Annotated in this window: 22 protein-coding genes and 1 tRNA gene; 18 read left to right on the top strand and 5 right to left on the bottom strand. The window is 48.4% G+C overall.

Going from position 1 to position 25263, the window contains the following annotated elements; all coding sequences use genetic code 11:
- Positions 1–17: 17 nt before the first annotated feature.
- On the bottom strand, positions 18–839 hold the full coding sequence (gene ispD / locus ACO0LB_RS18715; protein WP_423051862.1) for a 2-C-methyl-D-erythritol 4-phosphate cytidylyltransferase: 822 nt from the start codon (positions 837–839) through the stop codon (positions 18–20).
- Positions 840–967: 128 nt separating this feature from the next.
- Between ispD and mfd the strand changes: the two genes are divergently transcribed.
- From mfd to ACO0LB_RS18695, 4 genes are all read left to right on the top strand, one after another.
- A complete protein-coding gene (gene mfd / locus ACO0LB_RS18710; RefSeq protein WP_423051860.1) occupies positions 968–4399 on the top strand; it encodes a transcription-repair coupling factor in 3432 nt (1143 codons plus the stop codon).
- A gap of 18 nt (positions 4400–4417) precedes the next feature.
- Positions 4418–5278: a phosphoserine phosphatase SerB gene (gene serB / locus ACO0LB_RS18705; protein ID WP_423051859.1), complete on the top strand. Its 861-nt coding sequence runs from the start codon at positions 4418–4420 to the stop codon at positions 5276–5278.
- Between the two features lie 236 nt (positions 5279–5514).
- Positions 5515–6591 (top strand): phosphotransferase, encoded by a 1077-nt coding sequence (locus ACO0LB_RS18700; RefSeq protein ID WP_423051950.1) that lies wholly within the window; start codon positions 5515–5517, stop codon positions 6589–6591.
- Positions 6592–6699: 108 nt separating this feature from the next.
- Positions 6700–7959 (top strand): acyl-CoA dehydrogenase family protein, encoded by a 1260-nt coding sequence (locus tag ACO0LB_RS18695; protein ID WP_423051857.1) that lies wholly within the window; start codon positions 6700–6702, stop codon positions 7957–7959.
- 107 nt (positions 7960–8066) lie between these two features.
- On the opposite strand, the gene ACO0LB_RS18690 is transcribed toward ACO0LB_RS18695, so the two are convergent.
- Positions 8067–8960, bottom strand: a complete 894-nt coding sequence (locus ACO0LB_RS18690) for a DMT family transporter (protein ID WP_423051855.1) — start codon at positions 8958–8960, stop codon at positions 8067–8069.
- Positions 8961–9076: 116 nt separating this feature from the next.
- Positions 9077–9886: an SDR family NAD(P)-dependent oxidoreductase gene (locus tag ACO0LB_RS18685; RefSeq protein WP_423051948.1), complete on the bottom strand. Its 810-nt coding sequence runs from the start codon at positions 9884–9886 to the stop codon at positions 9077–9079.
- Between the two features lie 182 nt (positions 9887–10068).
- Here ACO0LB_RS18685 and ACO0LB_RS18680 point away from each other — a divergent pair, with 182 nt between their 5' ends.
- The 12 genes from ACO0LB_RS18680 (at position 10069) to ACO0LB_RS18625 (ending at position 21953) form a co-directional block, all read left to right on the top strand.
- Positions 10069–10974, top strand: coding sequence for a LysR family transcriptional regulator (locus ACO0LB_RS18680; RefSeq protein WP_423051946.1), 906 nt, complete (start codon positions 10069–10071; stop codon positions 10972–10974).
- A gap of 194 nt (positions 10975–11168) precedes the next feature.
- Positions 11169–11861, top strand: a complete 693-nt coding sequence (locus ACO0LB_RS18675; protein WP_423051853.1) for a glutathione binding-like protein — start codon at positions 11169–11171, stop codon at positions 11859–11861.
- Positions 11862–11929: 68 nt separating this feature from the next.
- Positions 11930–13156 (top strand): DUF2863 family protein, encoded by a 1227-nt coding sequence (locus ACO0LB_RS18670; RefSeq protein ID WP_423051851.1) that lies wholly within the window; start codon positions 11930–11932, stop codon positions 13154–13156.
- Positions 13157–14018: 862 nt separating this feature from the next.
- Complete coding sequence (locus tag ACO0LB_RS18665) at positions 14019–14567, top strand: TlpA family protein disulfide reductase (protein WP_423051849.1); 549 nt, start codon at positions 14019–14021, stop codon at positions 14565–14567.
- Positions 14567–14809, top strand: coding sequence for a DUF4266 domain-containing protein (locus tag ACO0LB_RS18660; RefSeq protein ID WP_423051847.1), 243 nt, complete (start codon positions 14567–14569; stop codon positions 14807–14809). The genes ACO0LB_RS18665 and ACO0LB_RS18660 overlap by 1 nt, the downstream gene beginning before the upstream one ends.
- 32 nt (positions 14810–14841) lie before the next feature.
- On the top strand, positions 14842–15996 hold the full coding sequence (locus ACO0LB_RS18655; protein ID WP_423051845.1) for a DUF3570 domain-containing protein: 1155 nt from the start codon (positions 14842–14844) through the stop codon (positions 15994–15996).
- Between the two features lie 34 nt (positions 15997–16030).
- Positions 16031–16930: an FAD:protein FMN transferase gene (locus ACO0LB_RS18650; protein WP_423051843.1), complete on the top strand. Its 900-nt coding sequence runs from the start codon at positions 16031–16033 to the stop codon at positions 16928–16930.
- Positions 16931–16998: 68 nt separating this feature from the next.
- Positions 16999–18255 (top strand): DUF4214 domain-containing protein, encoded by a 1257-nt coding sequence (locus ACO0LB_RS18645; RefSeq protein WP_423051841.1) that lies wholly within the window; start codon positions 16999–17001, stop codon positions 18253–18255.
- Positions 18256–18530: 275 nt separating this feature from the next.
- Entirely contained in the window at positions 18531–19721 is a 1191-nt protein-coding gene (locus ACO0LB_RS18640) for an acyl-CoA dehydrogenase family protein (protein WP_423051839.1), read from the top strand.
- Positions 19722–19731: 10 nt separating this feature from the next.
- Positions 19732–20871, top strand: a complete 1140-nt coding sequence (locus ACO0LB_RS18635; RefSeq protein ID WP_423051837.1) for an acyl-CoA dehydrogenase family protein — start codon at positions 19732–19734, stop codon at positions 20869–20871.
- A gap of 135 nt (positions 20872–21006) precedes the next feature.
- Entirely contained in the window at positions 21007–21468 is a 462-nt protein-coding gene (locus tag ACO0LB_RS18630; RefSeq protein WP_423051835.1) for a MaoC family dehydratase, read from the top strand.
- A 32-nt stretch (positions 21469–21500) separates the two neighbouring features.
- The gene (locus ACO0LB_RS18625) at positions 21501–21953 is read left to right on the top strand and encodes a MaoC family dehydratase (protein WP_423051833.1); all 453 of its coding nucleotides are present in this window, start codon (positions 21501–21503) and stop codon (positions 21951–21953) included.
- 298 nt (positions 21954–22251) lie between these two features.
- Here the strand turns inward: ACO0LB_RS18625 and ACO0LB_RS18620 are convergent.
- Positions 22252–22328, bottom strand: a tRNA-Pro gene (locus ACO0LB_RS18620).
- A 213-nt stretch (positions 22329–22541) separates the two neighbouring features.
- Here ACO0LB_RS18620 and ACO0LB_RS18615 point away from each other — a divergent pair.
- Together ACO0LB_RS18615 and ACO0LB_RS18610 are read left to right on the top strand one after the other, a co-directional pair.
- Complete coding sequence (locus tag ACO0LB_RS18615; RefSeq protein WP_423051944.1) at positions 22542–23687, top strand: M14 family metallopeptidase; 1146 nt, start codon at positions 22542–22544, stop codon at positions 23685–23687.
- A gap of 75 nt (positions 23688–23762) precedes the next feature.
- A complete protein-coding gene (locus tag ACO0LB_RS18610) occupies positions 23763–24230 on the top strand; it encodes a CYTH domain-containing protein (protein WP_423051831.1) in 468 nt (155 codons plus the stop codon).
- Positions 24231–24418: 188 nt separating this feature from the next.
- On the opposite strand, the gene ACO0LB_RS18605 is transcribed toward ACO0LB_RS18610, so the two are convergent.
- Positions 24419–25078: a hypothetical protein gene (locus tag ACO0LB_RS18605; RefSeq protein ID WP_423051829.1), complete on the bottom strand. Its 660-nt coding sequence runs from the start codon at positions 25076–25078 to the stop codon at positions 24419–24421.
- Between the last annotated feature and the right edge of the window lie 185 nt (positions 25079–25263).

Here is a 25263-nt window from a genome sequence, read left to right as displayed (position 1 = left end):
GCACTTTCAAAGATGGATCAATGATTAATCGACGGCAATTCAGAACACGCAATTGCACCAGTCAGATACGCTTGCGCTGTCAATATATCCGCCGGAAGTGTAATTTTCAGATTACAGGCATGCCCCTCAATCAGCAAGGGAACATACCCCGCTGCTTCGATAGCACTGGATTCATCGGTCACTTCTTCGATGGCATCCAGCGCCTCGCACAGCAAACGATAACGAAACATCTGTGGCGTCTGTGCCAGCCACATGCCTTCGCGGGAAATAGTCTGCACGGTGCCATTCACAACGCGCTTCATCGTATCCACCACCGGCAGCGCCAGCAAACCACCGACCGCATGTGCTCCTACCTGATCAATCAGGCGTTGTAACAATCCGCTATGAATACCCGGGCGGGCGGCATCATGCACCAGCACCCAGTCATTAACACCCAGTTCTGTTGCGATTGCCGCCAGGCCATTACGCACCGTGTCTCTGCGACTAGCTCCACCGCAACGCAATACCCGCAAGCGCTCGCCGGGCGCAAACGGCATGGATGGCGATTTAGTTTGTACGTTTTTTTGTACGCTTTCCAACTGCGCTTCTATATAAGGATCATCCTCACTGACAACGACGTACACATGGCGTATCAAAGGAAACGCCAGAAATGCCGCAATCGTATGCTGCAAAATGCTTTTATCACCAATCGTCATATACTGCTTTGGCACCTGACTTCCCATGCGCGCGCCGACCCCGGCAGCAGGAATCAGTGCGACATACTGCACATCGTCCTGCATCTGTTGAGTTGGCGAGGTCTGCGGCGTCTGTTGAGTTTGCTGGGTCGATATTGTCTGCATAAATACAAGTTAAAACCAAGTTCAGCGGCGTCTGAATAGAAAGAGCGCCTTCGTTTATAATGAAGCGTTCATTTTAACCGCCAATCTGATGCCGCAAGCCCTTTGACGACATCTTCTTATTTAGTCGCATGCCATTTGATTTCAGCAAATCCTTAGCAAAACCCGGCCACAGGCTGGCAATCCCTGCCCTGCACGGTTCCTCTGATGCCTATGCGCTGGCACAAGCCGCGAGCATCTTAAAATCACAGCAAAGAATGCTGACCGTATTTGTCGCCAATGCCGGTGATGCACAGCGTCTGCTGGACGAAATTCCCTGGTTTAACGCTGAGTTGCGTTGCCACCTGTTGCCAGATTGGGAAACCCTGCCTTACGACGCGTTTTCACCGCATCAGGATTTGGTATCCGAACGTCTGGCAACCTTGCATGAAATCCAGAATGGGCGCTGCGACGTGCTGCTGGCACCCGCCAGCACCGCGCTGCTGCGCATGGCGCCCCCCTCTTTTCTGGCCGCTTACACCTTCTTCTTCAAAAAAGGCGATACGCTGGATGAGGCCAAACTCAAAACCCAGCTCACGCTGGCAGGCTACAACCACGTGAATCAGGTGATGTCTCCCGGCGAGTACTCGGTACGCGGCGGGTTGATCGATTTATTCCCCATGGGTTCCGCGCTGCCCTACCGGCTGGATTTGTTTGGTGACAGCATAGAAAGCATCAAGACCTTTGATGCGGATACCCAGCGCTCTATCTTCCCAGTACCTGAGGTGCGCTTGCTGCCCGGACGTGAATTCCCGATGGATGAACCGGCGCGTGCCGCCTTCCGCAGCCGCTGGCGCGAACAGTTTGAAGGTGATCCTTCACGCAGCGCGATCTACAAAGACATCGGTAATGGCATCGCATCGGCTGGCATTGAATACTATCTGCCACTGTTTTTTGAAGAGACGGCCACGCTGTTTGACTATTTGCCAGCTAATCCGTATTTCGCTTTACTTGGGGATGTTGACGAAGCAATTAAACGCTTCTGGACCGATACCCGCTCGCGCTATCAGTTCCTGAAAGCAGACCGGGAGCGCCCGGTACTGCCACCGGAAAACGTCTTTCTGCGCGATGAAGATTTCTTCACCATTCTGAAGCCGCAAGCACGCTGGGTGCTGCCTGCTATTGACAAAGCTGCGCCTGCCTCTGAAATCAGCAGTTTTCTGCCAGATATTGCCGTCAACCGCCGCGCTGATGACCCGCTGACGAATCTGCGTGCTTTTTTGCTGCAAACAGATAAGCGGGTCATGATCTGTGCCGAAAGTGCGGGACGGCGCGAAACCCTGCAACAGTATTTCAATGAATTTGATATCGCACTGACGCTGTGTGATGGCTATACCGATTTCATCACTGGCAGCGCGCGCCTGATGCTAGGCATCGCCCCTTTGCATGCAGGCTTTATATTGGCCGAAGGTGTCGCCTTTATCACTGAAGCCGAGCTGTACGCAGGTAGTGGCAAACGCATAGGCAGAAAAAAACAGGAAGCAGTGACTCAGGTTGAGCACATGGTGCGTGATCTGTCTGAGCTCAAAATCGGTGACCCCGTGGTACACAGCAACCATGGTATCGGGCGCTACATGGGTCTGATCAGCATGGATCTGGGTGAAGGTGAAACCGAATTTCTGCACTTGGAATATGCCAAGGAAACCAAGCTGTATGTGCCGGTCGCGCAATTACATGTGATTTCGCGCTATTCCGGTGCTTCGCCCGAAGACGCGCCGCTGCATAGTCTGGGTTCTGGTCAGTGGGAAAAAGCCAAGAAAAAAGCGGCACAGCAAATCCGTGATACGGCGGCAGAGCTGCTGAATCTGTATGCCCGTCGCGCTGCACGTCACGGTCATGCGTTTGAATATTCAGCCAAAGATTATGAAGCTTTTGCAGAGAGTTTCGGTTTTGATGAAACACCGGATCAGGCCGCCGCAATTACTGCGGTGATCGGTGATATGACATCAGGCAAACCTATGGATCGCCTGATTTGCGGTGACGTCGGCTTTGGCAAGACCGAGGTTGCCTTGCGCGCCGCCTTTGTTGCGGTCATGGGTGGCAAACAGGTCGCGATTTTGGCACCGACCACTCTGCTCGCTGAACAACATGCCCAGACCTTTGCCGACCGCTTCGCTAACTGGCCGGTCAAAATCGCTGAATTATCGCGTTTTCGCTCCGGCAAGGAAATCAATCTGGCGATCAAAGGTATGGGCGATGGCACCGTCGATATCGTGATCGGTACGCATAAGCTATTGTCAGATGACGTAAAGTTTTCCCGACTCGGTCTGGTGATTATCGACGAAGAACATCGGTTTGGCGTGCGTCAGAAAGAAGCGCTGAAATCACTGCGTGCCGAAGTCGATGTATTAACTCTGACGGCAACGCCGATTCCGCGTACCTTGGGCATGGCACTCGAAGGTCTGCGTGATTTCTCCATCATTGCGACCGCACCGCAAAAACGTCTGGCGATCAAAACTTTCGTGCGCAGCGAAGATGATTCCGTGATCCGCGAAGCTTGTCTGCGCGAATTAAAACGCGGCGGCCAGGTTTATTTCCTGCACAACGAGGTTGAGACGATAGAAAACCGTAAGGCCATGCTGGAAACGCTGTTGCCGGAAGCGCGCGTCGTCATCGCCCACGGCCAGATGCATGAACGCGATCTGGAAAAAGTGATGCGCGATTTTGTGGCACAACGCCATAACATCCTGTTGTGTACCACCATTATCGAAACCGGTATCGACGTCCCGACCGCTAATACCATCATCATGCATCGCGCCGATAAATTCGGCCTCGCCCAACTGCATCAGTTACGCGGTCGGGTTGGCCGTTCACACCATCAGGCTTATGCCTATTTGCTGGTGCATGATGTACAAGGTCTGACCAAGCAGGCTAATCGCAGGCTGGAAGCGATTCAGCAAATGGAAGAACTGGGCAGTGGCTTTTATCTTGCGATGCATGATCTGGAGATCCGTGGTGCCGGTGAAGTTCTGGGCGATAACCAGTCTGGTGAAATGCATGAAATCGGCTTCCAGATGTATTCAGACATGCTCAATGAAGCGGTACGTTCGCTGAAAAACGGCAAGGAACCCGATCTGGCGGCGCCTTTGCAAAGCACCACCGAGATCAATCTGCATATACCGGCGCTGTTACCAAATGAATTCTGCGGCGACGTGCACGAGCGCCTGTCTATTTACAAACGCCTGGCTAATTGCAGCAAGCCTGGTGCAATTGATGACCTGCAAGAAGAATTAATCGATCGCTTCGGTAAATTGCCGGAGCAGGTCAAATCCCTGCTGGAAACCCATCGTTTACGCGTTGCTGCCAAGCCGCTGGGCATTATCAAAATTGATGCCCACAGCGAAGCCGCCACCCTGCAATTTGAGCCGCAGCCACCGATAGACGGCATGCGTATCATCGAACTTGTACAAAAGAACAAGCACATCCGCTTGAATGGACAGGATAAATTGCGCATCACCGCCGACATGCCTGATCTTGCCAGCCGCGTAACACAGATTAAGCAGGCAATCAAAGCCTTACATTGAGTCCTATTTATTTTTCTCATGAATACAACGCATATCATCCTCCAGGGCCTCGAGCCCATACATCAACGTTACCAACAGTTACTGCAAGAAATTGCAGACATAGCCAGTGCGGGCAATGTGGTCAAACTCAATGACAGCGCAGCCCGTTTTGAACAAGTCAGTCTTGATACTGATGCCTGGGTCAGCATACAAGAACTCTGCTTCAAGGCAGAACTGGATGTGACGGCGCTGGACAAAAAACTGTCATTGTCAGACTTTAAATTGCTGGCGATGGATATGGATTCCACATTGATTACGATCGAGTGCATAGACGAGATCGCAGATATGCAAGGATTGAAACCACAAGTGGCTGAAATCACAGAAGCTGCCATGCGTGGGGAATTGGAATTTCAAGAAAGCCTGACACGTCGCGTAGCACTGCTCAAAGGCCTGGATGCATTGGCGTTACAACGTGTCTACGATGAGCGACTGCAATTGTCACTCGGCGCTGACAAGATGCTGAAAGCCTTACAGCAAGCCGGTTTGAAAACTCTGCTCGTCTCTGGCGGCTTCACTTTCTTTACTGATCGTATGAAATCGCGCCTGCAACTGGACTATACCCACTCCAACTTACTGGAGATTGATCACGGCAAGTTGACCGGAAAAGTATCCGGCATCATTGTCGATGCGGATGAGAAACAACGAACAGTTGAACGGATCTGTGCAGAACTGGGCGTCACGGGTAAGCAGGCAATCGTGATGGGTGACGGTGCGAACGATCTGAAAATGATGAGCGTTTCAGGATTGTCAGTCGCATTCCGCGCCAAACCTGTGGTACGTGCAAAAGCAGACGTGGCATTCAATTTTGTCGGACTTGATGGCATTCTGAATCTGTTTTGATCTGATCTGACAATGTAAGACTGATCGGTATGGAGTAGTCGGTACTCCAGCCGATTGATGCATATCTGTGAAAGCGCACCGGCCAGAAACAAAAAAACATCAATTTATACTCACGAGTAGAATAATAGTACGAACGTACGATTATTTGATATAAAATAGATTTTCACCGCACGACGCCTTGGGTATGATCAGGGCGTAAGATGACGAAAACCATTTTATTCCGTTGGGAGAGACCGATGTTTGAAGAATTCATGGGCACCATGCCAGTTGCTGATCGTCAAAAATTTGATGTCGGCGCACTGGCAGACTATATGCGGCAACACGTAGAAGGTTTTGATGCCTCTCTCGCCGACAAACTGGTTGTCGAACAATTCAAAGGTGGGCAATCCAACCCCACATTCAAACTAAGCGCAGGTGACCAGCGTTATGTGATGCGCGCCAAGCCTGGGCCAGTTGCCAAACTTCTGCCGTCAGCACACGCTATAGAACGCGAATTCAAGGTGATGAACGCCTTGAACAAGGCTGGGTTCCCGGCAGCAAAACAATATGCCTTATGCGCTGATGAAGAAGTCATCGGACGTGCTTTCTATATTATGGAGTTTGTCGATGGTCGGGTTTTATGGGATCAGTCCTTGCCCGGCATGACCCCAGCGCAACGCGCAGAAATTTACGATGAACTCAATCGCGTTATCTCGCAATTGCATTCTATGGATTACGAAGCCATAGGCTTGGGTGACTATGGCCGACCAGGAAATTACTTTGCTCGCCAGATTGATCGCTGGACCAAGCAATACAAAGCATCGGAAACAGAGAAAATCGACGCCATGGATCAGTTGATGGCATGGTTACCAGATAACATTCCGGCAGGCGACGATACCAGTATCGTGCACGGTGACTACCGTCTCGATAACATGATGTTCCACCCGACAGAACCGCGCGTACTGGCAGTGCTGGACTGGGAATTATCAACACTGGGACACCCACTCGCTGATTTTTCTTATCATTGCATGAGCTGGCACGTCACACCAGGACAGTTCCGTGGAATTGCCGGACTGGATCATAAAGCGCTGGGAATTCCGAGCGAGCAGGAATATATCGCCAAATATTGCGAGCGGACAGGTAAAACTATCCGTCAGGAAGATTTCAGTTTCTATCTTGCCTACAACATGTTCCGTATGGCTGGCATTTTGCAAGGAATCATGAAACGTTATGTTGATGGCACCGCATCAAGTGCGCAGGCAAAAAAATCCGGCGAAGCAGCACGCCCTATGGCTGAATTGGGATGGAGTTACGTCAGCAAAAGTAGCAGATAAAGGCAGCCGGTAATGTCGATATCTGACAGAGTCAGAAAAACAGACGAATATCAGACGAATAAATAGCAGCAATTCATTTTCATCGTACAACAACATCACGGAGACAACATGGAATTCGAATACTCAGATCGCTGTAAGGAACTGCAAGGTAAATTATTGCGATTCATGGATGAGCATATTTATCCGAATGAAAAAGCTTACAAAGAAGAAATCGACCGCAATGGTCTGGAAAAAGGCAACCGCTGGATCGCAACGCAGATCATTGAAGATCTGAAACCAAAAGCCCGCGCAGAAGGCTTATGGAATCTATTCCTGCCTAAATCAGCCCGTGCACCAGAGGGTTTATCGAATCTGGATTACGCACCTTTATGCGAAATCATGGGTCGCGTTGGTTGGGCACCGGAGGTATTCAACTGCTCCGCGCCGGATACCGGCAACATGGAAACCATAGAACGTTACGGTACCGAAGAGCACAAAAAACAATGGCTGGAACCGCTGCTGCGTGGTGAAATCCGCTCCGCTTTTGCGATGACTGAACCTGGCGTTGCCTCATCGGATGCGACCAATGTGGAAACCCGCATCGAACGCGATGGCGATCATTATGTGATCAACGGCCATAAATGGTGGATTTCCGGCGCCGGTGATCCGCGTTGCGCCGTCTATATCCTGATGGGTAAAACCGATTTCAATGCGGCACGCCATGCACAGCAATCGATGATACTGGTCGATGCAAAAACGCCGGGCATCACGGTGAAACGCCCTCTTCCTGTCTTCGGCTACGACGATGCACCGCATGGTCATTGTGAAATCCTGTTTGAGAATGTGCGCGTACCAGCGTCGAATATTCTGCTCGGTGAAGGCCGCGGTTTTGAAATCGCACAAGGCCGCCTTGGCCCTGGACGCATCCATCACTGCATGCGTGCAATTGGTGTAGCAGAACGTGCACTGGAATTGATGTGCAAACGCCTGAACAGCCGCACCGCATTCGGTAAGAAAATTTCTGAGCAAAGCATCTGGCGTGAGCGTATTGCGGAATCCCGCATTCAGATTGATACAGCGCGCTTATTGACAATGAAGGCGGCGTATCTGATGGATACGGTCGGCAACAAACATGCGCAAGCAGAAATTGCGATGATCAAAGTGCTGGCGCCGAATGTCACACAGCAAGTGTTGGATTGGGCGATACAGGCACATGGCGCTGGCGGCGTGTCCGGTGATTTCCCGCTGGCAGCACAATGGGCTGGCAACCGCACCTTGCGCCTCGCAGATGGTCCCGATGAAGTACACCGCAATGCGATTGCCAAGCTGGAACTGGCGAAGCACATTGATCTGAAAGAAGATTTGGGCTTGCCTATCACCCGTTCCTAATTGGCTTAGTGAGCAATTAAACGTTGCCCACTCAAACAAAAAGGCGAAGATATTCTTCGCCTTTTTTGATTCTGCAGTCTATCTTCCGTACGGTATTTCGTACAATATCAGTGTGCCTTCCCATGCCAATACGACACCGCCACCGTCGCTGAAATCACGATAGCACAACCGATCAAGGCGCGCAGACTCGGCGTTTCATGTAACACGAGATAAGCAATCGCTATCCCATAAACAGGCTCCAGCGAAGTCATCAGGCTGGCGAAACGGGTGGAAACATAGCGCAGGCTATACATGAACAAACCGTGCGAGATCGCAGTAAACACAATGCCCATCAGCGCCAACCCCCACCATTCATTGGCAGAAATCTGACTCAGGCCCCCGTCCACCAACACAAATGGCAGCAAGGTAACGGTGGCGACACTATTTTGCAGAAACGCCAACCGGAACGGCGCGATATGGCCACCTTGCCAGCGATTTGCCAATACCAGCAAGGCAAAGCTGAATCCAGAAAAAATACCAAGCAATAAACCTGTCAATGGTGATTGTGGTGCCGCATTTGCGATGTCGCCCGTTCCACCGCTATCGCTGACCATCACGATCATGCCGACCACTACCGCCAGCGCCGCATACCAGTCCTTACCATCCCGTTTTTCCTTGAACAGCCACGGTTCCAGCCATGTCACGAACAACGGAAAACTGGCGAACCCCATCAGGCCATAGGTGACAGGCGCCACCTTCATCGCGGCAAAAAAACTCAGCCAGTGCACCGCCAGCAAAGCGCCGCACAGGATGACCGTTTTTGGCACAGCGCGAAAAGAAAATTCGCGCTGAACCAGCAATAAAGGTATAAGGCTGATGCTGGCAAATAAGGTTCGCCCGAACACCAGCAATAACGACGACACTGCCAGCACTTTACTCAACACACCCGCACTGCCGAACAAAAATATCGCAAAATGCAAAGCTATATAAGGCACAAAAGGCACAACCGGACTGTTTTTCATCAATCTGCATACGCTACTAAAACAAAGATGTCGCATGATGCCATCATTCACTGCATCTGGTAAGGCAGAATAGTCGTCTGCACTACAGAGCACAGACTGACCGCTGACGATATAGCTTATAAAAACATACCGCCGGATGCTTCGATGCGCTGACCGTTAATCCAGCCACAGTTATCCGACAATAGCGCCGCAGCCACGCCGCCAATATCATCCGGCAAACCGGCACGCCCCAATGCGGTCTGACTGGCAACAAACTGATTCAGCTGCGCATTATCCCTGACGACGCCACCACCAAAATCAGTGGCAATCGCGCCCGGCGCAATCACATTGACAGCAATGCCACGTGCGCCCAGCTCTTTCGCCAGATATCGGCTCAATATCTCGACCGCCCCCTTCATCGCCGCATAGGCAGCGTGCCCAGGCAAGGAAAAGCGTGTCAGACCGCTGGACACATTCAGGATACGGCCGTGATCCGCAATCACTGGCAACAGGGTTTGCGTGAGGAAAAACACGCCTTTAAAGTGGATATTCATCAACTGATCAAACTGCGCTTCACTTGTTTCAGCAAACGTAGTGTGCCCGCCTATCCCGGCATTATTCATCAGAAAATCGAATTGATGCCGTTGCCATTGCTGAACCAGTATCAGTTGTAATTTTTCAGTGAACCCGGCAAAGGTATCGGCTGCGCCGGTGTCGAGTTGCAATGCTACTGCCCGCCGCCCCAGTGCTTGTATTTCTGCCACCACGGCAGATGCATCGGATTCCCTGGTCTGATACGTCAGAATGATATCGACACCTTGCCGAGCCAAGGCGAGCGCCGTGTTTTTACCCAATCCACGGCTGCCGCCGGTGATCAGGGCGATTTTCTGCTGTGAAGATGAAGCTGGGGTGTTTGCGCTTGCATTTGCATTTGCGTTTGTATTCATGTTGTTCATGGTATGGCTCCTGATGAAATACCCCATCACAAATGGGATGAATGCAGTGTATAAGCGTGCCCATTGAAGATAAATAGTGCAAAAATGATCGTACTGTTCGTTATTTACGAACAATCAATACTATCAATACTATATTTCCTGTATTCACTCCTACAGCTGGGTTAAAGGACGGTCTGATGAATCAGTTTGAAGCGATGCACATTTTTGTCCGGGTGGCGGAGCTGGGCAGTTTTACGCAGGCAGCCGATCAGATCGGATTGCCGAAAGCCAGTATTTCCACTTCCGTTAAGCAACTCGAAAACCTGCTTGGCACCCGCTTGCTGCACCGAACCACGCGCAGCGTACAAATGACAGCGGATGGCCTGATTTTTTACGAACGCTGCAAAGACATGCTGGCGGATATGGAAGAGCTGCAAACGCTGTTCCAGCAAGGCGAAAGCCAGATCAGTGGACGCCTGAGGATGGATTTGCCGAGCGCATTCGCACGCAATATCGTGATTCCGCGCCTGCCGGAATTTTTACGCTTGCATCCGCGACTGGAAATCGAATTAAGCAGCACTGACCGGCGGGTCGATCTGATCCGGGAAGGCTTTGATTGTGTGATGCGTATCGGTAATCTGAGCGACAGCAGTCTGATCGCCCGCCCCCTTGGGAAGCTGAGGCAAATCAATTGCGCCAGCCCGGCCTACATCGCACAGCATGGCATGCCTGTCAGTCTGGCGGATCTGGGGCAGCATCAGTTGATTCATTACGCCAGCAATTTCGGGGGCAAGCCAACGGGATTTGAATACGTAGACGAAGGTAAACACAAGACCATTGCCATGTCCGGCGTGCTCACCGTCAATAACAGTGATGCTTATCAGGCAGCTTGTCTGGCCGGCTTTGGGATTACCCAGGCGCCGGCGATTGGTGCCAGAGAATGGATAGAGCAAGGCCTGCTGGTTGAAGTGCTACCGGAATTCACTGCCGCGGCAATGCCAGTTTCGCTGCTGTATCCAGATCGCCGCCACCTGCCGAAACGAACGCAAAGCTGGATGAACTGGGTAGCGGCGATTGCGCAACCCTATCTCGATATATAAGCCGGGAAAACTGGCCGCATACACTGGCTGACCGTATAAATCAATGAACAAAAATGCTCATTAAGAGGATTCTGTGCGCGAAATGGCAAACCTCTGCATAATAAGCATCAGGCAGCAACAATCAGAAGCAACATCAGGTTCGTATTCATATGCGCCAAATCCGCTGTATCGATAATTCACTATAGGAGCACACGATGATAGACGTTTATTCCTGGCCCACTCCGAATGGTCACAAAATCCACATCATGCTGGAAGAATGCGGTCTGGCGTACCGCGCAATTCCGGTAGATATTGGTGCCGGGGATCAGTTTAAACCGGAATTTCTCGCGATTTCCCCGAATAATAAAATCCCTGCAATCGTCGATGCCGATGGACCTGATGGCAAACCAATTTCCCTGTTTGAATCAGGTGCTATCCTGTTATATCTGGCGGGAAAAGCCGGACAGTTTTTGGGCAATACGGTCAGGGAAAAATATGAAACCCTGCAATGGCTGATGTTTCAGATGGGTGGCGTTGGTCCTATGCTGGGGCAGGCACATCATTTCCGCATTTATGCACCGACTAAAATTGATTATGCCGTCGATCGCTACAGCAATGAGGCTAAGCGGCTGTATGGTGTATTAGACAAACAATTATCAAAAACCGCCTATCTGGCGGGTGATCATTACACCATTGCTGATATCGCTACTTTTCCGTGGACACGCTCGTTTGCCAACCAGGGAATAGACTGGGCTGATTTTCCACATGCCAAACGCTGGTTTGATGAAATCAGTCAGCGCCCTGCTGTAGAGCGAGGTGTCAAAGTATTAGCTGATTTACGCAAACCGCTCAACGATGCAAACGCTAAAGATATTTTGTTTGGACAACAACAATACGCAAAGAAATAGGTTTCATACATCGGGGTCAGGGGGATATACCGTTAGAATCACTCCCCTCATTTCTACACTGTGTCTGTATGCGCCGCCCAATAAAAAGAAACCGAATCAAACTCGCTGCAGAGAGCCAGCGCATTGCTAATCTTGCCATTGCCGTTACCCAGTCAGCAAGCAGACTGGAAGACCTGAGCTGGCAAGCGCGATTGGACGCGACTGTCACCAAAAATTTTAAACTGCACCATCAAGACACACTCGATGCAGCATGTGAATTTTTATTCCAGTCTCAGCCAGATGCATACGAAGTCATGATCGAAACTCTGGAAACCGTCAGCACCAGCGCGACCTTAACCGTAGAAGGAAAGCAATACAGCACACTGCTGATTGCAGCGCCCGTTCTGGCATGGACAAGATTTGAAATCGCCTCGGCTCCTATTCCTGCAGAAACAGCGACTACACTGGCAGAATTCCTGCACAGCTATATCCTGGCAGACGACACACAGTTAAACATTCTGCCGAATCTTTACTCGATAGACCAACTCCCAAAATCTCACTGCGATGTCTATGCCACGATGGAAAAGTATAGTCTGGCGCAACTAAAAAATAGCCACCGCCTGCAAGAACAGGCTACCGCACAGACCGTTCCTTTTTTAGCCGATATACGCTATGTCCTTGCGACATTGACTGTACCTGTCGGGACCGCCATGTTCCGCTGGCAAAATATTGATGCGCCTTATGATTGTGCCGCCGCTAAAAACGATGCTTTGTCTCAATGGCAATTATTTGCAGAGCCCGTGATACAGCGTATGTTGCCTGGCTGCAGCATCGAGTTGTTGATGCCAGAAGCGTATTACACGGCCTGCCGTGAGGCAGATATCCGCATAAGGCCTGCCTCCATCCGTTCTGCCGTTTTTTATCTGACCCAAAGTCTGGGTAAGGAAGCGAATCAATTCAGCGCAGTGATCGCCTCATTCGGCGAGCAGGAGATGCCGGGCCAGATCGATGAATACAGAGTCAGTTTTTGCCTGAAAGATAGCCCTGAAGTCATCTATGGCGTCGTGTGGCCTTTGTATCAGGCAGATGATCAGAACTCCGCTGTCAGCATGGATGAATCAGGTCAACTGACAGGCGAAATCGCTGCGCTGTTAAAAGAATCCGGCATCGACGACATACTTCCATTGGAAGATATATTTTCTATGGAATTCTGTGATGATTGCGGAACACCACTATTTGCCGACCGCGATGCAGATTTGGTACACACCGAAATGCCGGATGATTTACCCACACCGGGAACTGCGCATTTCCATTGATAACGCATTGATTTTCATACCATTTGGCTGATATTGGTACTATTGGCAATAACACTGTAAGTGTCTGTATTGTGTTTATAACGCACTACAGACACTTACTTTCATTTCATTCTCGTTTTATTTTTACAATACTCTCCCACATTCCTGTCTCTCTTTTTTACAAACAAGTGACACAAAACTGCTCTGGTGACTTAACTGCTACTGATTGTAAAGTCCTATACGAACCATACTGTCATTTCGCCACATTGTAATCAGCGTTTCAGACACCATGTCACCCTCTAAACAAGCAAACATCACTTAACGAACTCACTCGCCACCTTCCAAAAACACAGGAAATTTGTCTGGCCTTATAGAGGTAATTTTGCGTAAGCCCAGATAAAAAATTATTCGCGTCAAGTCTGTTGATAAAGTCTGCTGATAAATAGTAATCAATATTTAACACAACGTATCATCAGCACGACAAAGGCCTCACGTCAGATACAAAATGAAACACTTATCAAGCAGCCTTAACGGCGCGCGCTGGTAGGATGGCATATCAATGGCTGTCGAATGATGGTTGAATGATGGTTGAATGATGGTTGAATGATGGTTGAATGACGGTTGAATGACGGTTGAATGACGGTTGAATGGCTATTTGATAACACCTGAATTGCAAATGATGTCATCAAGATGGGACTAAGGTGGCAAAAAGATCGATTAATTTTTCCTTAAGATTTATGAATTACCCTGATCAGTCAATGCGATGGATCATGTTGGATTACTTTTCATGATTGCTTCATCGACATAACTGCGTATTACAGCAATAACGGCCTATGTTTCAGCGCATCGCCATACTTTTCAATTAACAGGAAGAGCCTAGCCAATGCATACACACAATTCCAAAGTAACCACGCCAGATAATCTGAGTCGGTTATCAAAAAACAGCTTCATCCTGGCCTCCCTCGTTCTGCTCACATTCACTTGCTTGTCTGCTCGCGCAATAGAGAGCGGTCAACCAGCGGTCGATTTTTCACTGCCAGGCAACAAGGGAAATATTCAGCTCAGTGACTATAAAGGAAAAATCGTCTACCTCGATTTCTGGGCTTCATGGTGTGGCCCATGCAAGCAGTCTTTTCCCTGGATGAATGCCATGCAGACAAAGTTTCAGGCGCAAGGTGTAAAAATCATTGCGGTCAATCTTGATACCAACAAGGAAGATGCCAAACGTTTTCTGGACTCAGTGCCAGGTAATTTCGATATTGCTTATGACCCTAAAGGCACACTGCCACGTCAATACGAGGTCAAAGGAATGCCCACGAGCGTGCTGATTGACCGCGATGGTAAGGTTGTTGCCCAGCACATAGGATTCAATGATGCTGCGCGCGGGAAAATAGAACAAATGATACAAACCCTTGCCGGAGTAAAACCATAATGTCTTCATCGACCATAACACGTTGCTGCGCATTGCTCGTTACGATGATCGCGCTGTCTGCATGCAGCACAATAGATTCGATACAGCAAGTCAATGCCTGGGAAAAAGGTACCCTGGCAAAAAAAGAAATGACCTTTGAGAACGATGCGCTCGAATCAAAATTTGCAGAGCACATTTACGGCAGTAAAGAAGCAGCAACCGGTGGCGCAGGCGTCGGTGGCGGCGGTTGTGGTTGCAATTAATGTGCTCTGCACTCAATAAAAATCTGGAAAATATGATGGATACATACCAGCAAGAATCGCAGACATCGACCGTTTCAACAATTACGGCAACCCTGCTGAGTGCAGCCATGTGCTTGCCATTGGTAACAGCAGTACAAAACGCACAGGCAGACACTCCGCCAGAGCGAGGCCTCGTCAGCCTGAAATATCTTGACTATCAGGATAGTCAACCAGGTGATGACCGGATTAAGGTACAGGCAACCTCGTTGAAAGTTCTGGCACCTGTGTACGGAGATTGGTCGATTGGCAGCTCTTATACCTCCGATAGCATTTCCGGCGCATCACCTGCATATCACAACGGCGGGATCAGTAAAATGCACGACCTGCGACGCGCTTTCGATGCCGACGTTACGCGCTATTTTGAGCATGGATCGCTGACTCTGGGGGGCAATGTATCTAGCGAATCAGATTATTTGTCGCGAGGTATCTCCTTACAAGCCAGTCGCTCCAGTGACAGTAAAAACACCACCTGGACTGCCGGTATCGGTTACAACAACGATACGATTAATCCGAACAACAAGGTCGTCACGAACGAAAAAAAATACATTACTGATGTGCTATTCAGTGTGACGCAAATCCTGACCGTTAACGACATCGCTCAGCTCAATCTTGGGTTTACCAGAGGCCGGGGTTATTACTCTGATCCATACAAAATATTTGATCACCGTCCCCGCGAACGCAACAGCAATACCGTGCTGGCAAGATGGAATCATCACAGTGAAACAACAAGAGGGACTACGCGCCTGAGTTATCGCTACTACTCTGATTCCTGGAGTATCAAAGCGCACACACTTAATCTCGAATATGTACAACCTGTTGCGCAAGGCTGGAGCATCGCACCCTCTCTACGTTTATACACACAAAGCGCTGCCAGCTTTTATGTTGATGCTGATCCGTCTTTATATCCGTTTCCTCCTAATCCATCCCTGGATGCGTTGAATTACTCAGAAGATCAGCGCGTATCTGCTTTTGGGGCACGAACATTCGGACTCAAAATCAGCAAACAAATTGATGAAGACTGGTCAGCCGATATCAAGCTGGAGCAGTATCAACAGCGCTCCTCCTGGCGTTTATTTGGTAGTGGCAGCCCGGGCTTGTTGCCGTTTAACGCCAGAATGATACAAGTCGGACTCGCAAGGCAATTCTGATTCTGAATGATGTTCACTGCCCAGATAAAAGTTTATGCAAATACATAAAATTCCATTCAACGCTATGGCATGTGGCTGTGAAATTGTGTTGGCAACAGACAGCGAGCAACAAGCGATGCGCGTCGCAAAAGCTGCTGTGGAAGAAGTATTTCGCATACAGAAAAAATTCTCCCGTTATACGCACGACAGCATCGTTTCACGCATCAACGCAGCAGCAAGTCAGGCACCCGTAGTCTGTGATGACGAGACATGGTCACTATTAGAATTTGCAGATAATCTTTATCGAAATAGCGATCAGCTATTTGATATTACGGCTGGGGTTTTGCGAAAAATCTGGAATTTTCAAGAGCCCCACATTCCAGATGAATATCAGCTCGCCGAGGCATGCAAGCTGATCGATTGGTCTGTCGTAGAACGCTCAGATCATCAGATCAGACTGCCACGACAAGGAATGGAAATTGATTTCGGTGGTTTTGGCAAAGAATATGCGGCAGACCGAGCTGCTGATGTTGTATCAACTTATGGCATGCAGCATGGCTATATCAATCTGGGTGGAGATATCCGCGTTCTGGGGCCAAAGCCAGATAACAGCCCATGGATGATCGGAATACAAAACCCCCGCAAAAAAAATCAACTAATTGCCAGCATTCCTCTGACACAAGGTGCGCTGGCAACCAGCGGAGACTACGAGCGTTTTTTTGAACTTGATGGCCGTCGATACTGCCATATTCTCAATCCCTTCACTGGTCAACCTGTTCATCAATGGCGCACAGTGAGCGTTATCGCACCGCTCGCGACCCTTGCAGGCAGTTGCACCACGATCGCCATGCTCAAGCAGCAAGATGCCTTACGCTATCTGGATGACACAGGTCTGAACTATCTGGCGATGGATCAACATGAGCAAATCCACATGAGACAAACGCAAGTTGCGTAATTTACGCTACGTCATGACGGGCATCCACCACATCGACTATTTTATTTATTCAATCGGAGATTAATGATATGGCTACTTATACCGGTACATCGGGAGACAACTCCTGGACCGTCGTCAATCCGGGCACTTTTACCATTGATGGTCTGGGCGGAACAGATTCACTGATACTTGGTACATCTCTGCGCACTGATTACAACATCACCAAAACTTCAGATGGTGCTGTGCACGTCGATACAGTTTCGGGGGCCAGCGGCACCCTGCATGCGACTTTGTACAATATGGAAAAGCTGGTATTTAATAACGGCAGAGATACTCTCGATTTAACGACTTATTTCGGAGATACGACACCTCCAGTCATTAGTAGCACCAACCCGGTTTCGTCTGCGACGGGTATCGCTGTTGGAGCCAATATTGTAGTGACGTTCAATGAAGCGATCACCAAAGGAAGCGGGACGATCACCTTATCGACAACGGATGGAACACCTGTCGCTACCTATGATGTCGCCAGCAGCAGTAATCTGAGCATTAATGGCAGCACTCTGACGATTGATCCCACCAATGATCTGAATCCTGGAACCAGCTACAAGCTGACCATCGCTGCGGGTAGCATTAAAGATATCGCAGGCAACAGTTTTGCTGGCAGCAGTAACTATACATTCACAACAACGAATATATCCAACGGCGTTATTATCGGTACCGCAGGAAATGATACGTTGACAGGCACCAGTGGCAATGACATATTTAAAGGCTTAGCTGGTAATGACACGATTATTGGCGGTGCCGGGACTGATACAGCGATCTACTCAGGGAAAATAGCTGATTATCAAATTAGTACCAGCAATACTGATTTTACTGTTCAATATAAAACTGGTGCAGAAGGCATAGATACTGTACGACAAATTGAACGCCTGCAATTTACTGACGGGAACGTTGCTTTGGATATTAACGGTATCGCCGGACAAGCATATCGTTTATATCAAGCGGCATTTGACAGAAAACCTGACCTAATTGGATTAGGTTACTGGATTGGTGATATGGATAAAGGTTCTTCGTTACAATCTGTAGCTGCTGGGTTTGTGGCGTCCACAGAATTTCAGTCTTTGTATGGAGTCAATCCATCAGCCACAACACTCATTACTAATTTTTACAAAAATGTTCTGCACCGTGCGCCAGATCAATCTGGTTTCGATTACTGGTTCAATGAGTTAAGTACTGGAAAAATTTCCCCTGCCGGTGTGTTAGTCAGTTTTTCTGAAAGCCCTGAAAATCAGGCGCAACTAATAGGTCAGATACAAAACGGAATTGCTTACACCCCCTACGTCTGACACATTAAAATTTTTCATTGCTTCAAACAACATCCATTACCGAGCCTCGGTAATGGATAGAATAAGTTTGCAAAACCGCCTTCTGACTGCGTTGTAGCACGTGCCTTGAGTCTCAAATTCTGTTGGTTAATTTTCAAATTCTGTCGCCAATAAAACAATCACATCATTCTTTCATTATTTGCTTGTCACACAGCCAGAAATCCGTTGTACAATTGATTTGAACGGTCGTGCTTTTTTATATAATATATCATCGGCCATGACAACCAGGAGACATAATGGATTTGAATTATACGGCGGAAGACCTTGCTTTCCGTGATCAGGTACGTACTTATCTCGAAACAAATCTCCCTGAAGATTTGCGACAAAAAGTGTTGAATCACAAACGTATGTCACGCGAAGATTTTGTTCGCTGGCATAAAATTTTGGCAAAACAAGGGTGGGTTGCAACTGGTTGGCCTAAGGAGTATGGTGGCACTGGCTGGACACCGACACAACGGCATATTTTTGAAGAAGAATGCGCACGTATTGGCACACCAGCCATCATGCCTTTCGGTGTGGCGATGGTTGCTCCTGTCATTATGGCATTCGGCAATCAAGCGCAAAAAGACTACTATCTGCCGCGCATCTTGAATTGTGATGACTGGTGGTGCCAGGGATATTCTGAGCCAGGCTCAGGCTCGGATCTCGCTTCCGTCAAAACACGTGCAGAACGGGATGGCGATTTTTACATTGTTAATGGTCAAAAAACCTGGACCACACTGGCACAACATGCCGATATGATTTTCTGTCTGGTTCGCACCGACCCGACAGCGCGCAAACAAGAAGGTATATCCTTTCTCCTGATCGACATGAAAACACCGGGTATCACAGTACGCCCTATCATCATGCTCGATGAAGATCATGAAGTAAATGAAGTGTTCTTTGATAACGTCAAAGTACCAGTGCAAAATCTGATCGGACAGGAAAACAAAGGCTGGACTTACGCGAAATATCTGCTTGGACATGAGCGTACCAACATCGCGGCTGTAGGCCGCGCCAAACGTGAGTTGCAATTCCTCAAACGTATTGCCACCGAACATCAAAAAAATGGATTGCCATTGCTGGATGATCCTGTCTATGCAAGTAAGGTTGCCAGTCTCGAAATCGAATTGATGGCACTGGAAATCACTGTCTTGCGCGTTATTTCTCAAGACAGTGGTCGCCCTGGTCCTGAGGCATCACTGCTAAAAATCAAAGGAACAGAAATCCAGCAGCGCCTGACAGAGTTGATGGTGGAAGCGGCCGGCCCATACAGTCTGCCATTTGATCCTGCCTTCCTCGAAGGTGAGCAATTGCATAGCGTGGTTGAGGATGACGATGCAGCACCTTTAGCATCGTACTACTTCAATTACCGCAAAACCTCAATTTATGGTGGTTCAAACGAGATCCAAAAAAATATCATCACCCAAATGATTCTGGGACTGTAAGGAGAACAAAATGGATTTTAATTTAACGCAAGAACAAACACAGTTCGCAGAAGCCGTTCGTCGTTGGGTCGAAAAGGATTACAACTTTGAGCAACGCAAACATATTATCGAATCTGCTGCTGGTGTCTCAGATGCAGCCTGGGCAGCTTTGGCAGAATTAGGCGCGACCGCTCTGCCTATTCCAGAAGACCAAGGTGGATTCAATGGTACCGCTATTGACATGCAAATTGTCATGCAGGAATTGGGACGAGGCATCGTGATTGAGCCCTACTTCGCAACCATACTAGGTGCTGAATTTCTGAAACTAGCAGGCAAGCAGGAAGCATTACTGGAGCAGGTCGCTAGCGGCGAGCTGAAGTTGGCTTCTGCTTTGGGAGAAAAACAGTCGCGTCACGACTTGTTTGACATTGCAACAACTGCGTCCGCAAATGCAGATGGCTATATTCTGAACGGCACTAAGACCGTCGTTCTGCACGGCGCGCAAGCAAATTCACTGATCGTCTCCGCCCGCAGCAGTGGCTCGCAACGCGACCTTCAAGGCATCAGTTTGTTTGTGGTTGATACAAGCACTCCTGGAATTACACGCAAAGACTATCGCACCATTGATGGTTTCCGAGCGGCGGATATCCATTTTAATCAAGTACAAGTGTCGAATGCTGCATTATTAGGCGATGCAGGCAATGGTTGGAACATCCTTGATGCAGCTTCTGACTACGGTATCACGCTCTTGTGCTCGGAAGCGATCGGCATCATGGAAGCAGTCATCGCCGCCACACTGGAATATCTGAAAACACGTCAGCAATTCGGTGTACCTATTGGTAAGTTTCAGGTACTGCAACATCGCATGGCAGAAATGTTTATGGAAATGGAACAAGCCCGTTCCATGGCGACACTGGCTGCAGTCAAAGTGTCGTCTGACAATATTGAAGAACGTCGCCGTACCGTCTCCGCAGCCAAAGCACGCGTAGGACAAGCAGCTCGCTACATTGGGCAGCAAGCCGTACAGCTGCATGGTGGTATGGGAGTGACGAATGAATTGCCAGCAGCACATATGTTTAAGCGTTTGACAATGATAGAACTGTCTCTGGGGGATACCGATCACCATCTGGCACGTTTTATTGCTCAGCCCGGCTTTAAACAAGCAGCCTGATTCTGCTCAATAGAAGTCCCGGCATAGTCCGGGATTTTTTTCGACCCGATAGAAAAATTTGACTATCAACGTCAAGACTGCAAGCAGATACACAACTGACATCATCAAACCACATTAAAAATACAAGGGGACAATATGACAGGTAAAACATATCAATGGTATTTTGAAGATTTCATTCCAGGAAGCGTCATTGAACTCGGTAGCCGCACGATCAGCGAATCTGAAATTATTGAATTCGCCTCGCAGTTCGATCCCCAGCCTTTCCACATAGACAAAGCGGCGGCCAGCCACTCTATTTTTGGCGGAGTGATCGCCAGCGGGTGGCATACATGCGGAATCATCATGCGTATGGTCGTCGACGGCTTTCTGAACGACTCAACCAGCATGGGCTCACCCGGTCTTGAAGAAGTGCGCTGGATATTGCCGGTTCGCCCAGGTGATACCTTGACTGTTACTGCACATACCTTAGAAAGTCGCCCATCCAGCTCCAAACCAGATCGCGGCGTTGTATTAACTGAATGGCGTGCAGTGAATCAGGATGGCAAATTGGTTTGCACAATCAAAGGCATGGGCATGTTTGGTCGCCGCCCACAATAGTACCTATAACGATAAGACGACAGGAGAAACGTATGCGGGAAATAAAAAGCTTGGAAGAATTACGCAGTCTGACTGGTCAGGTGGTCGCTGTTTCGGAGTGGCTGGAAATATCGCAGGACAGAGTCAATATGTTTGCAGATGCTACTGGAGATCACCAGTGGATTCATATTGATGTAGAAAGAGCAAAACGAGAATCTCCGTTTGGCGGCCCGATCGCACATGGATTCCTCACACTGTCTTTACTGCCAATGCTGATAGAAAGCACTGTACACCTGAGTTATGTCAAGATGGGAGTCAACTACGGCTTGAACAAAGTACGTTTCCCCTCCCCTGTTCCAGTGGGTAGCCAGTTAAGAGCACATCTGAAATTACTCTCCGTCGAAGATATTAAAGACGGTGCGCAGATGATATGGGAAGTCACAATTGAACGCCAAGGCTCAGACAAACCTGTCTGCGTAGCAGAATCCATCGCCCGCTGCTTTTAAGGCATAGCAAATCTCCTGACCAGTCCCTTTTTAATATTGACATTCAGGTTTTCTAAAACTGTACCAACAAGACCAGACACACTTTCCGTACCTTGAGAAACATCACTTCCCAGTGATGTTCGCTTCACAAGCAAACGACGTGATGACAAAGGCTGCGTGGAGTTGTTCTGGGCTTTGCGTCAACAAACCATCGTGTTCCTGAGGTGGATTGCGCAGACTCTGACCAAATAACCTACCTGCAAAAAGTCAGCATAAAAACAAAAAGACTTACAAATCCTCGTTTGTAAGTCTTTTTTATTGGTCGGGACGGAGTGATTCGAACACTCGACCCCTTGCACCCCATGCAAGTACGCTACCAGGCTGCGCTACGCCCCGACATCAAGCGAAAGATTATAGTCTATCACCCATTATTTTTCCATAATCTCTTGAGAAATGACTACGCTCAGCAGACAAATGAAAATATATGTCCGATTTATTTATGTATTTTGACTAAAATATTTTCATATTTGTGAAAAAACTGTGAGAATACCTACTCTACTGGTCGCGGTACTGCCGCGTTTGTACACAACATTTTTTAAATTCATTAACATGGCGATTAAAATCAGTCAAAACTTCGATGCTGGTGCAATAGAAGTCATCAGCAGTGAGCAGGTGAATGCTATTGAATTAAAGCTACGAAAAGACTCACACGCAAATTTTTCTCAGTGGTTTTATTTTCGGCTGCAGGGAGCCCGTCAGCAAAATGCCGTCATGCGCATTCTGAACGCGGGTAACTCCTCTTATCCAAAAGGATGGGACAACTACCGAGCGATGGCGAGCTATGATCGTGAAAATTGGTTTCGAGTAGAAACAGAATTTGACGGTCAGATCATGACAATACGTCACACACCAGAACGCGACAGCGTCTATTATGCCTATTTTGAGCCTTATAGCTGGGAACGCCACCTCGCATTGTTGGCTTTTGCGGAGAGCTCGCCACTGGTACACACAGAGGATCTGGGCAATACCGTAGAAGGGCGTGATCTGAATTTGATTGTGGTTGGCAATCCCGATGCCAAGAAAAAAATCTGGATGATTGCACGTCAGCATCCAGGTGAAACAATGGCAGAGTGGTTGATCGAAGGTAGCTTGCGGGCTTTGCTTGATACGTCCAATCCTATTGCTCGTCGTATTTTGGAGCAGGCCGTCGTTTATGTCGTACCCAATATGAATCCCGATGGCTCTGTCAGAGGTAATTTGCGGACAAATGCCGCTGGCGCAAATCTCAATCGGGAATGGATGACGCCTTCACTAGCATTAAGTCCTGAAGTCTTTTATGTCAAAAACCGGATTGCTGAAACAGGCTGCGACTTATTTTTAGATATTCACGGAGATGAAGGATTGCCTTTTGTGTTTGTTGCCGGCAGCGAAATGCTGGAGGGCTTTAGTGAAACTCAGATGCAGGAGCAACAACGCTTCATTGATAGTTTCTGTGCGGCAAGTCCGGATTTTCAAACACGTTATGGTTACGAAGCCAGCAAATACAGTGATGATGTTCTGACACTGGCATCCAAATATATCGGGCATACCTACAAGTGTGTTTCGCTGACATTGGAGCTGCCCTTCAAAGATAATCAAAATTTGCCGGATACTGCAGTTGGATGGGATGGCGCTCGTAGCATGAAGCTGGGGGAAGCGATGCTACAACCGATACTGACCAGCCTGATGGCAGCCTCTGCAGACAGCGCTATTTAATCAACAGTCTTTGCTGGAAAACACCCGTCAAATCAGGGGATGCAGGATAATTCAGTTTTATCCAATCGGAGAAATATGATGGGTGTGGAAATTGAACGTAAATTTTTGGTTGTTAACAATGATTGGAAAGAGTCAGGCAAAGCGACATTTTTACGTCAGGGATATATCTCTTCGGAGGCCGGAAAAATAGTTCGTGTGAGAATCGATGGTGAAAACGCCATGCTGACAATCAAAGGAATATCCACTGGCATTACATGCAATGAGTGGGAATACCCTATTCCACTTAGTGATGCGCAATCACTTCTGGATCATGTATGCCAGCAACCGCTGATCGAAAAAAATCGCTACCGCATTCTGCAAAATGATCTGGTGTGGGAAGTGGATGAGTTTTTCGGGGAAAATGCCGGGCTAATTGTTGCAGAAATTGAACTTACGTCAGAATCACAGCACTTTGAACGTCCATCATGGCTAGGTGAGGAAGTTAGCCATGACCGACGTTATGCCAATGCCAGCTTATTAAAGCATCCTTATACCAAATGGTAATCGTGGTAGCGTAAAAGTAACTGCGCTGCTAAGCCATGATAATTAGCGCTCACGCCACCAACGATCGTCAGATGAGTTTTAGTTTTAGGATCGAGTCACACCTTGAATTAAACGCCATCCTCAACAGGAACGATTGCCTGCATAGGCTATCAAGTGCAGGCAACTCATCTACGAATGACGCAATTTTTTCACTTTGTTGCAGGTAGATTACTCAATGCTCTAGGAGCATAGAGTGCATTCTGAAATTCTGGAACATATTCATACTTCATCATCTTCCCCAGCTTGAGCGACTTAATGAAAGTCGAAAAACTTCCGTCATTCAGTTTTAAATTAACTGTTTCGGATTTTGAACTGGAGCCATGCGCAAGCTGTCGCGAGACCGAATAGCCATAGTTAAGTTGTCCATTCTTGTCGAGATTCGTGAAGCTATTTTTTACCATCTCGACCTCATGCGACAAGTCGCTTAGCTTCTCACCTTCAAAAACGAAATCCACTTTTCCTGTATCACCATCAGTTACTGTGAAAGAAAATGCCTTATCTGTCTCTTTAAGTTCAATTCCCGTCAACCACTTCGGCAAGTTATATCCCACAACACCTCTGACCCTGGCCAGCTCGGTATTGACAGGAAGCTTCAGCACATAACCCCAGAAATCTCCCGAAGATGACTGACTCATCAGTGTCAATGGGCCAAAATTCGATTTGCCCGGCGCGTTTGTAACAATGGATAGCGAAATCTCATTGTAGCTATCGTTGTCGCAGTAATCGTAACTATAAGCCGTCAATGCAACCGAACCGCGACCCGGCCAGACCTGAAGCGGTTGAACTTCCTGTAAAACCTTGTCAGGCATCAGCTCGCGTAGGCGATCGATATTTGCTGTGAATACGGCAGTAATCTTGCGATTTTTATAGAACTCATTTCATAAATATCTTCGAAGTAGAATCATAGAGAAAGCCAGATGAACAAAGCCTGTATATCGATCAGCGCAACGGTCCCAACGAGTGAGAACACGTTTGAATTTGTTGAGCCAGGCAA

The organism is Undibacterium sp. SXout7W (genome assembly GCF_049339385.1).
Classification (GTDB): Bacteria; Pseudomonadota; Gammaproteobacteria; order Burkholderiales; family Burkholderiaceae_D; genus Undibacterium.
Note: the sequence above shows the minus strand (reverse complement) of the source record. Positions and strands in the feature narration are given on the sequence as shown.

Excerpts from the sequence above, each read along its gene's own strand:
- ispD (WP_423051862.1), bottom strand. The coding sequence starts at position 839 with ATGCAGACAATATCGACCCAGCAAACTCAACAGACGCCGCAGACCTCG.
- mfd (WP_423051860.1), top strand. The coding sequence starts at position 968 with ATGCCATTTGATTTCAGCAAATCCTTAGCAAAACCCGGCCACAGGCTG.
- serB (WP_423051859.1), top strand. The coding sequence starts at position 4,418 with ATGAATACAACGCATATCATCCTCCAGGGCCTCGAGCCCATACATCAA.
- ACO0LB_RS18700 (WP_423051950.1), top strand. The coding sequence starts at position 5,515 with ATGTTTGAAGAATTCATGGGCACCATGCCAGTTGCTGATCGTCAAAAA.
- ACO0LB_RS18695 (WP_423051857.1), top strand. The coding sequence starts at position 6,700 with ATGGAATTCGAATACTCAGATCGCTGTAAGGAACTGCAAGGTAAATTA.
- ACO0LB_RS18690 (WP_423051855.1), bottom strand. The coding sequence starts at position 8,960 with ATGAAAAACAGTCCGGTTGTGCCTTTTGTGCCTTATATAGCTTTGCAT.
- ACO0LB_RS18685 (WP_423051948.1), bottom strand. The coding sequence starts at position 9,886 with ATGAATACAAACGCAAATGCAAATGCAAGCGCAAACACCCCAGCTTCA.
- ACO0LB_RS18675 (WP_423051853.1), top strand. The coding sequence starts at position 11,169 with ATGATAGACGTTTATTCCTGGCCCACTCCGAATGGTCACAAAATCCAC.
- ACO0LB_RS18670 (WP_423051851.1), top strand. The coding sequence starts at position 11,930 with ATGCGCCGCCCAATAAAAAGAAACCGAATCAAACTCGCTGCAGAGAGC.
- ACO0LB_RS18665 (WP_423051849.1), top strand. The coding sequence starts at position 14,019 with ATGCATACACACAATTCCAAAGTAACCACGCCAGATAATCTGAGTCGG.
- ACO0LB_RS18660 (WP_423051847.1), top strand. The coding sequence starts at position 14,567 with ATGTCTTCATCGACCATAACACGTTGCTGCGCATTGCTCGTTACGATG.
- ACO0LB_RS18655 (WP_423051845.1), top strand. The coding sequence starts at position 14,842 with ATGATGGATACATACCAGCAAGAATCGCAGACATCGACCGTTTCAACA.
- ACO0LB_RS18650 (WP_423051843.1), top strand. The coding sequence starts at position 16,031 with ATGCAAATACATAAAATTCCATTCAACGCTATGGCATGTGGCTGTGAA.
- ACO0LB_RS18645 (WP_423051841.1), top strand. The coding sequence starts at position 16,999 with ATGGCTACTTATACCGGTACATCGGGAGACAACTCCTGGACCGTCGTC.
- ACO0LB_RS18640 (WP_423051839.1), top strand. The coding sequence starts at position 18,531 with ATGGATTTGAATTATACGGCGGAAGACCTTGCTTTCCGTGATCAGGTA.
- ACO0LB_RS18635 (WP_423051837.1), top strand. The coding sequence starts at position 19,732 with ATGGATTTTAATTTAACGCAAGAACAAACACAGTTCGCAGAAGCCGTT.
- ACO0LB_RS18630 (WP_423051835.1), top strand. The coding sequence starts at position 21,007 with ATGACAGGTAAAACATATCAATGGTATTTTGAAGATTTCATTCCAGGA.
- ACO0LB_RS18625 (WP_423051833.1), top strand. The coding sequence starts at position 21,501 with ATGCGGGAAATAAAAAGCTTGGAAGAATTACGCAGTCTGACTGGTCAG.
- ACO0LB_RS18615 (WP_423051944.1), top strand. The coding sequence starts at position 22,542 with ATGGCGATTAAAATCAGTCAAAACTTCGATGCTGGTGCAATAGAAGTC.
- ACO0LB_RS18610 (WP_423051831.1), top strand. The coding sequence starts at position 23,763 with ATGATGGGTGTGGAAATTGAACGTAAATTTTTGGTTGTTAACAATGAT.
- ACO0LB_RS18605 (WP_423051829.1), bottom strand. The coding sequence starts at position 25,078 with ATGCCTGACAAGGTTTTACAGGAAGTTCAACCGCTTCAGGTCTGGCCG.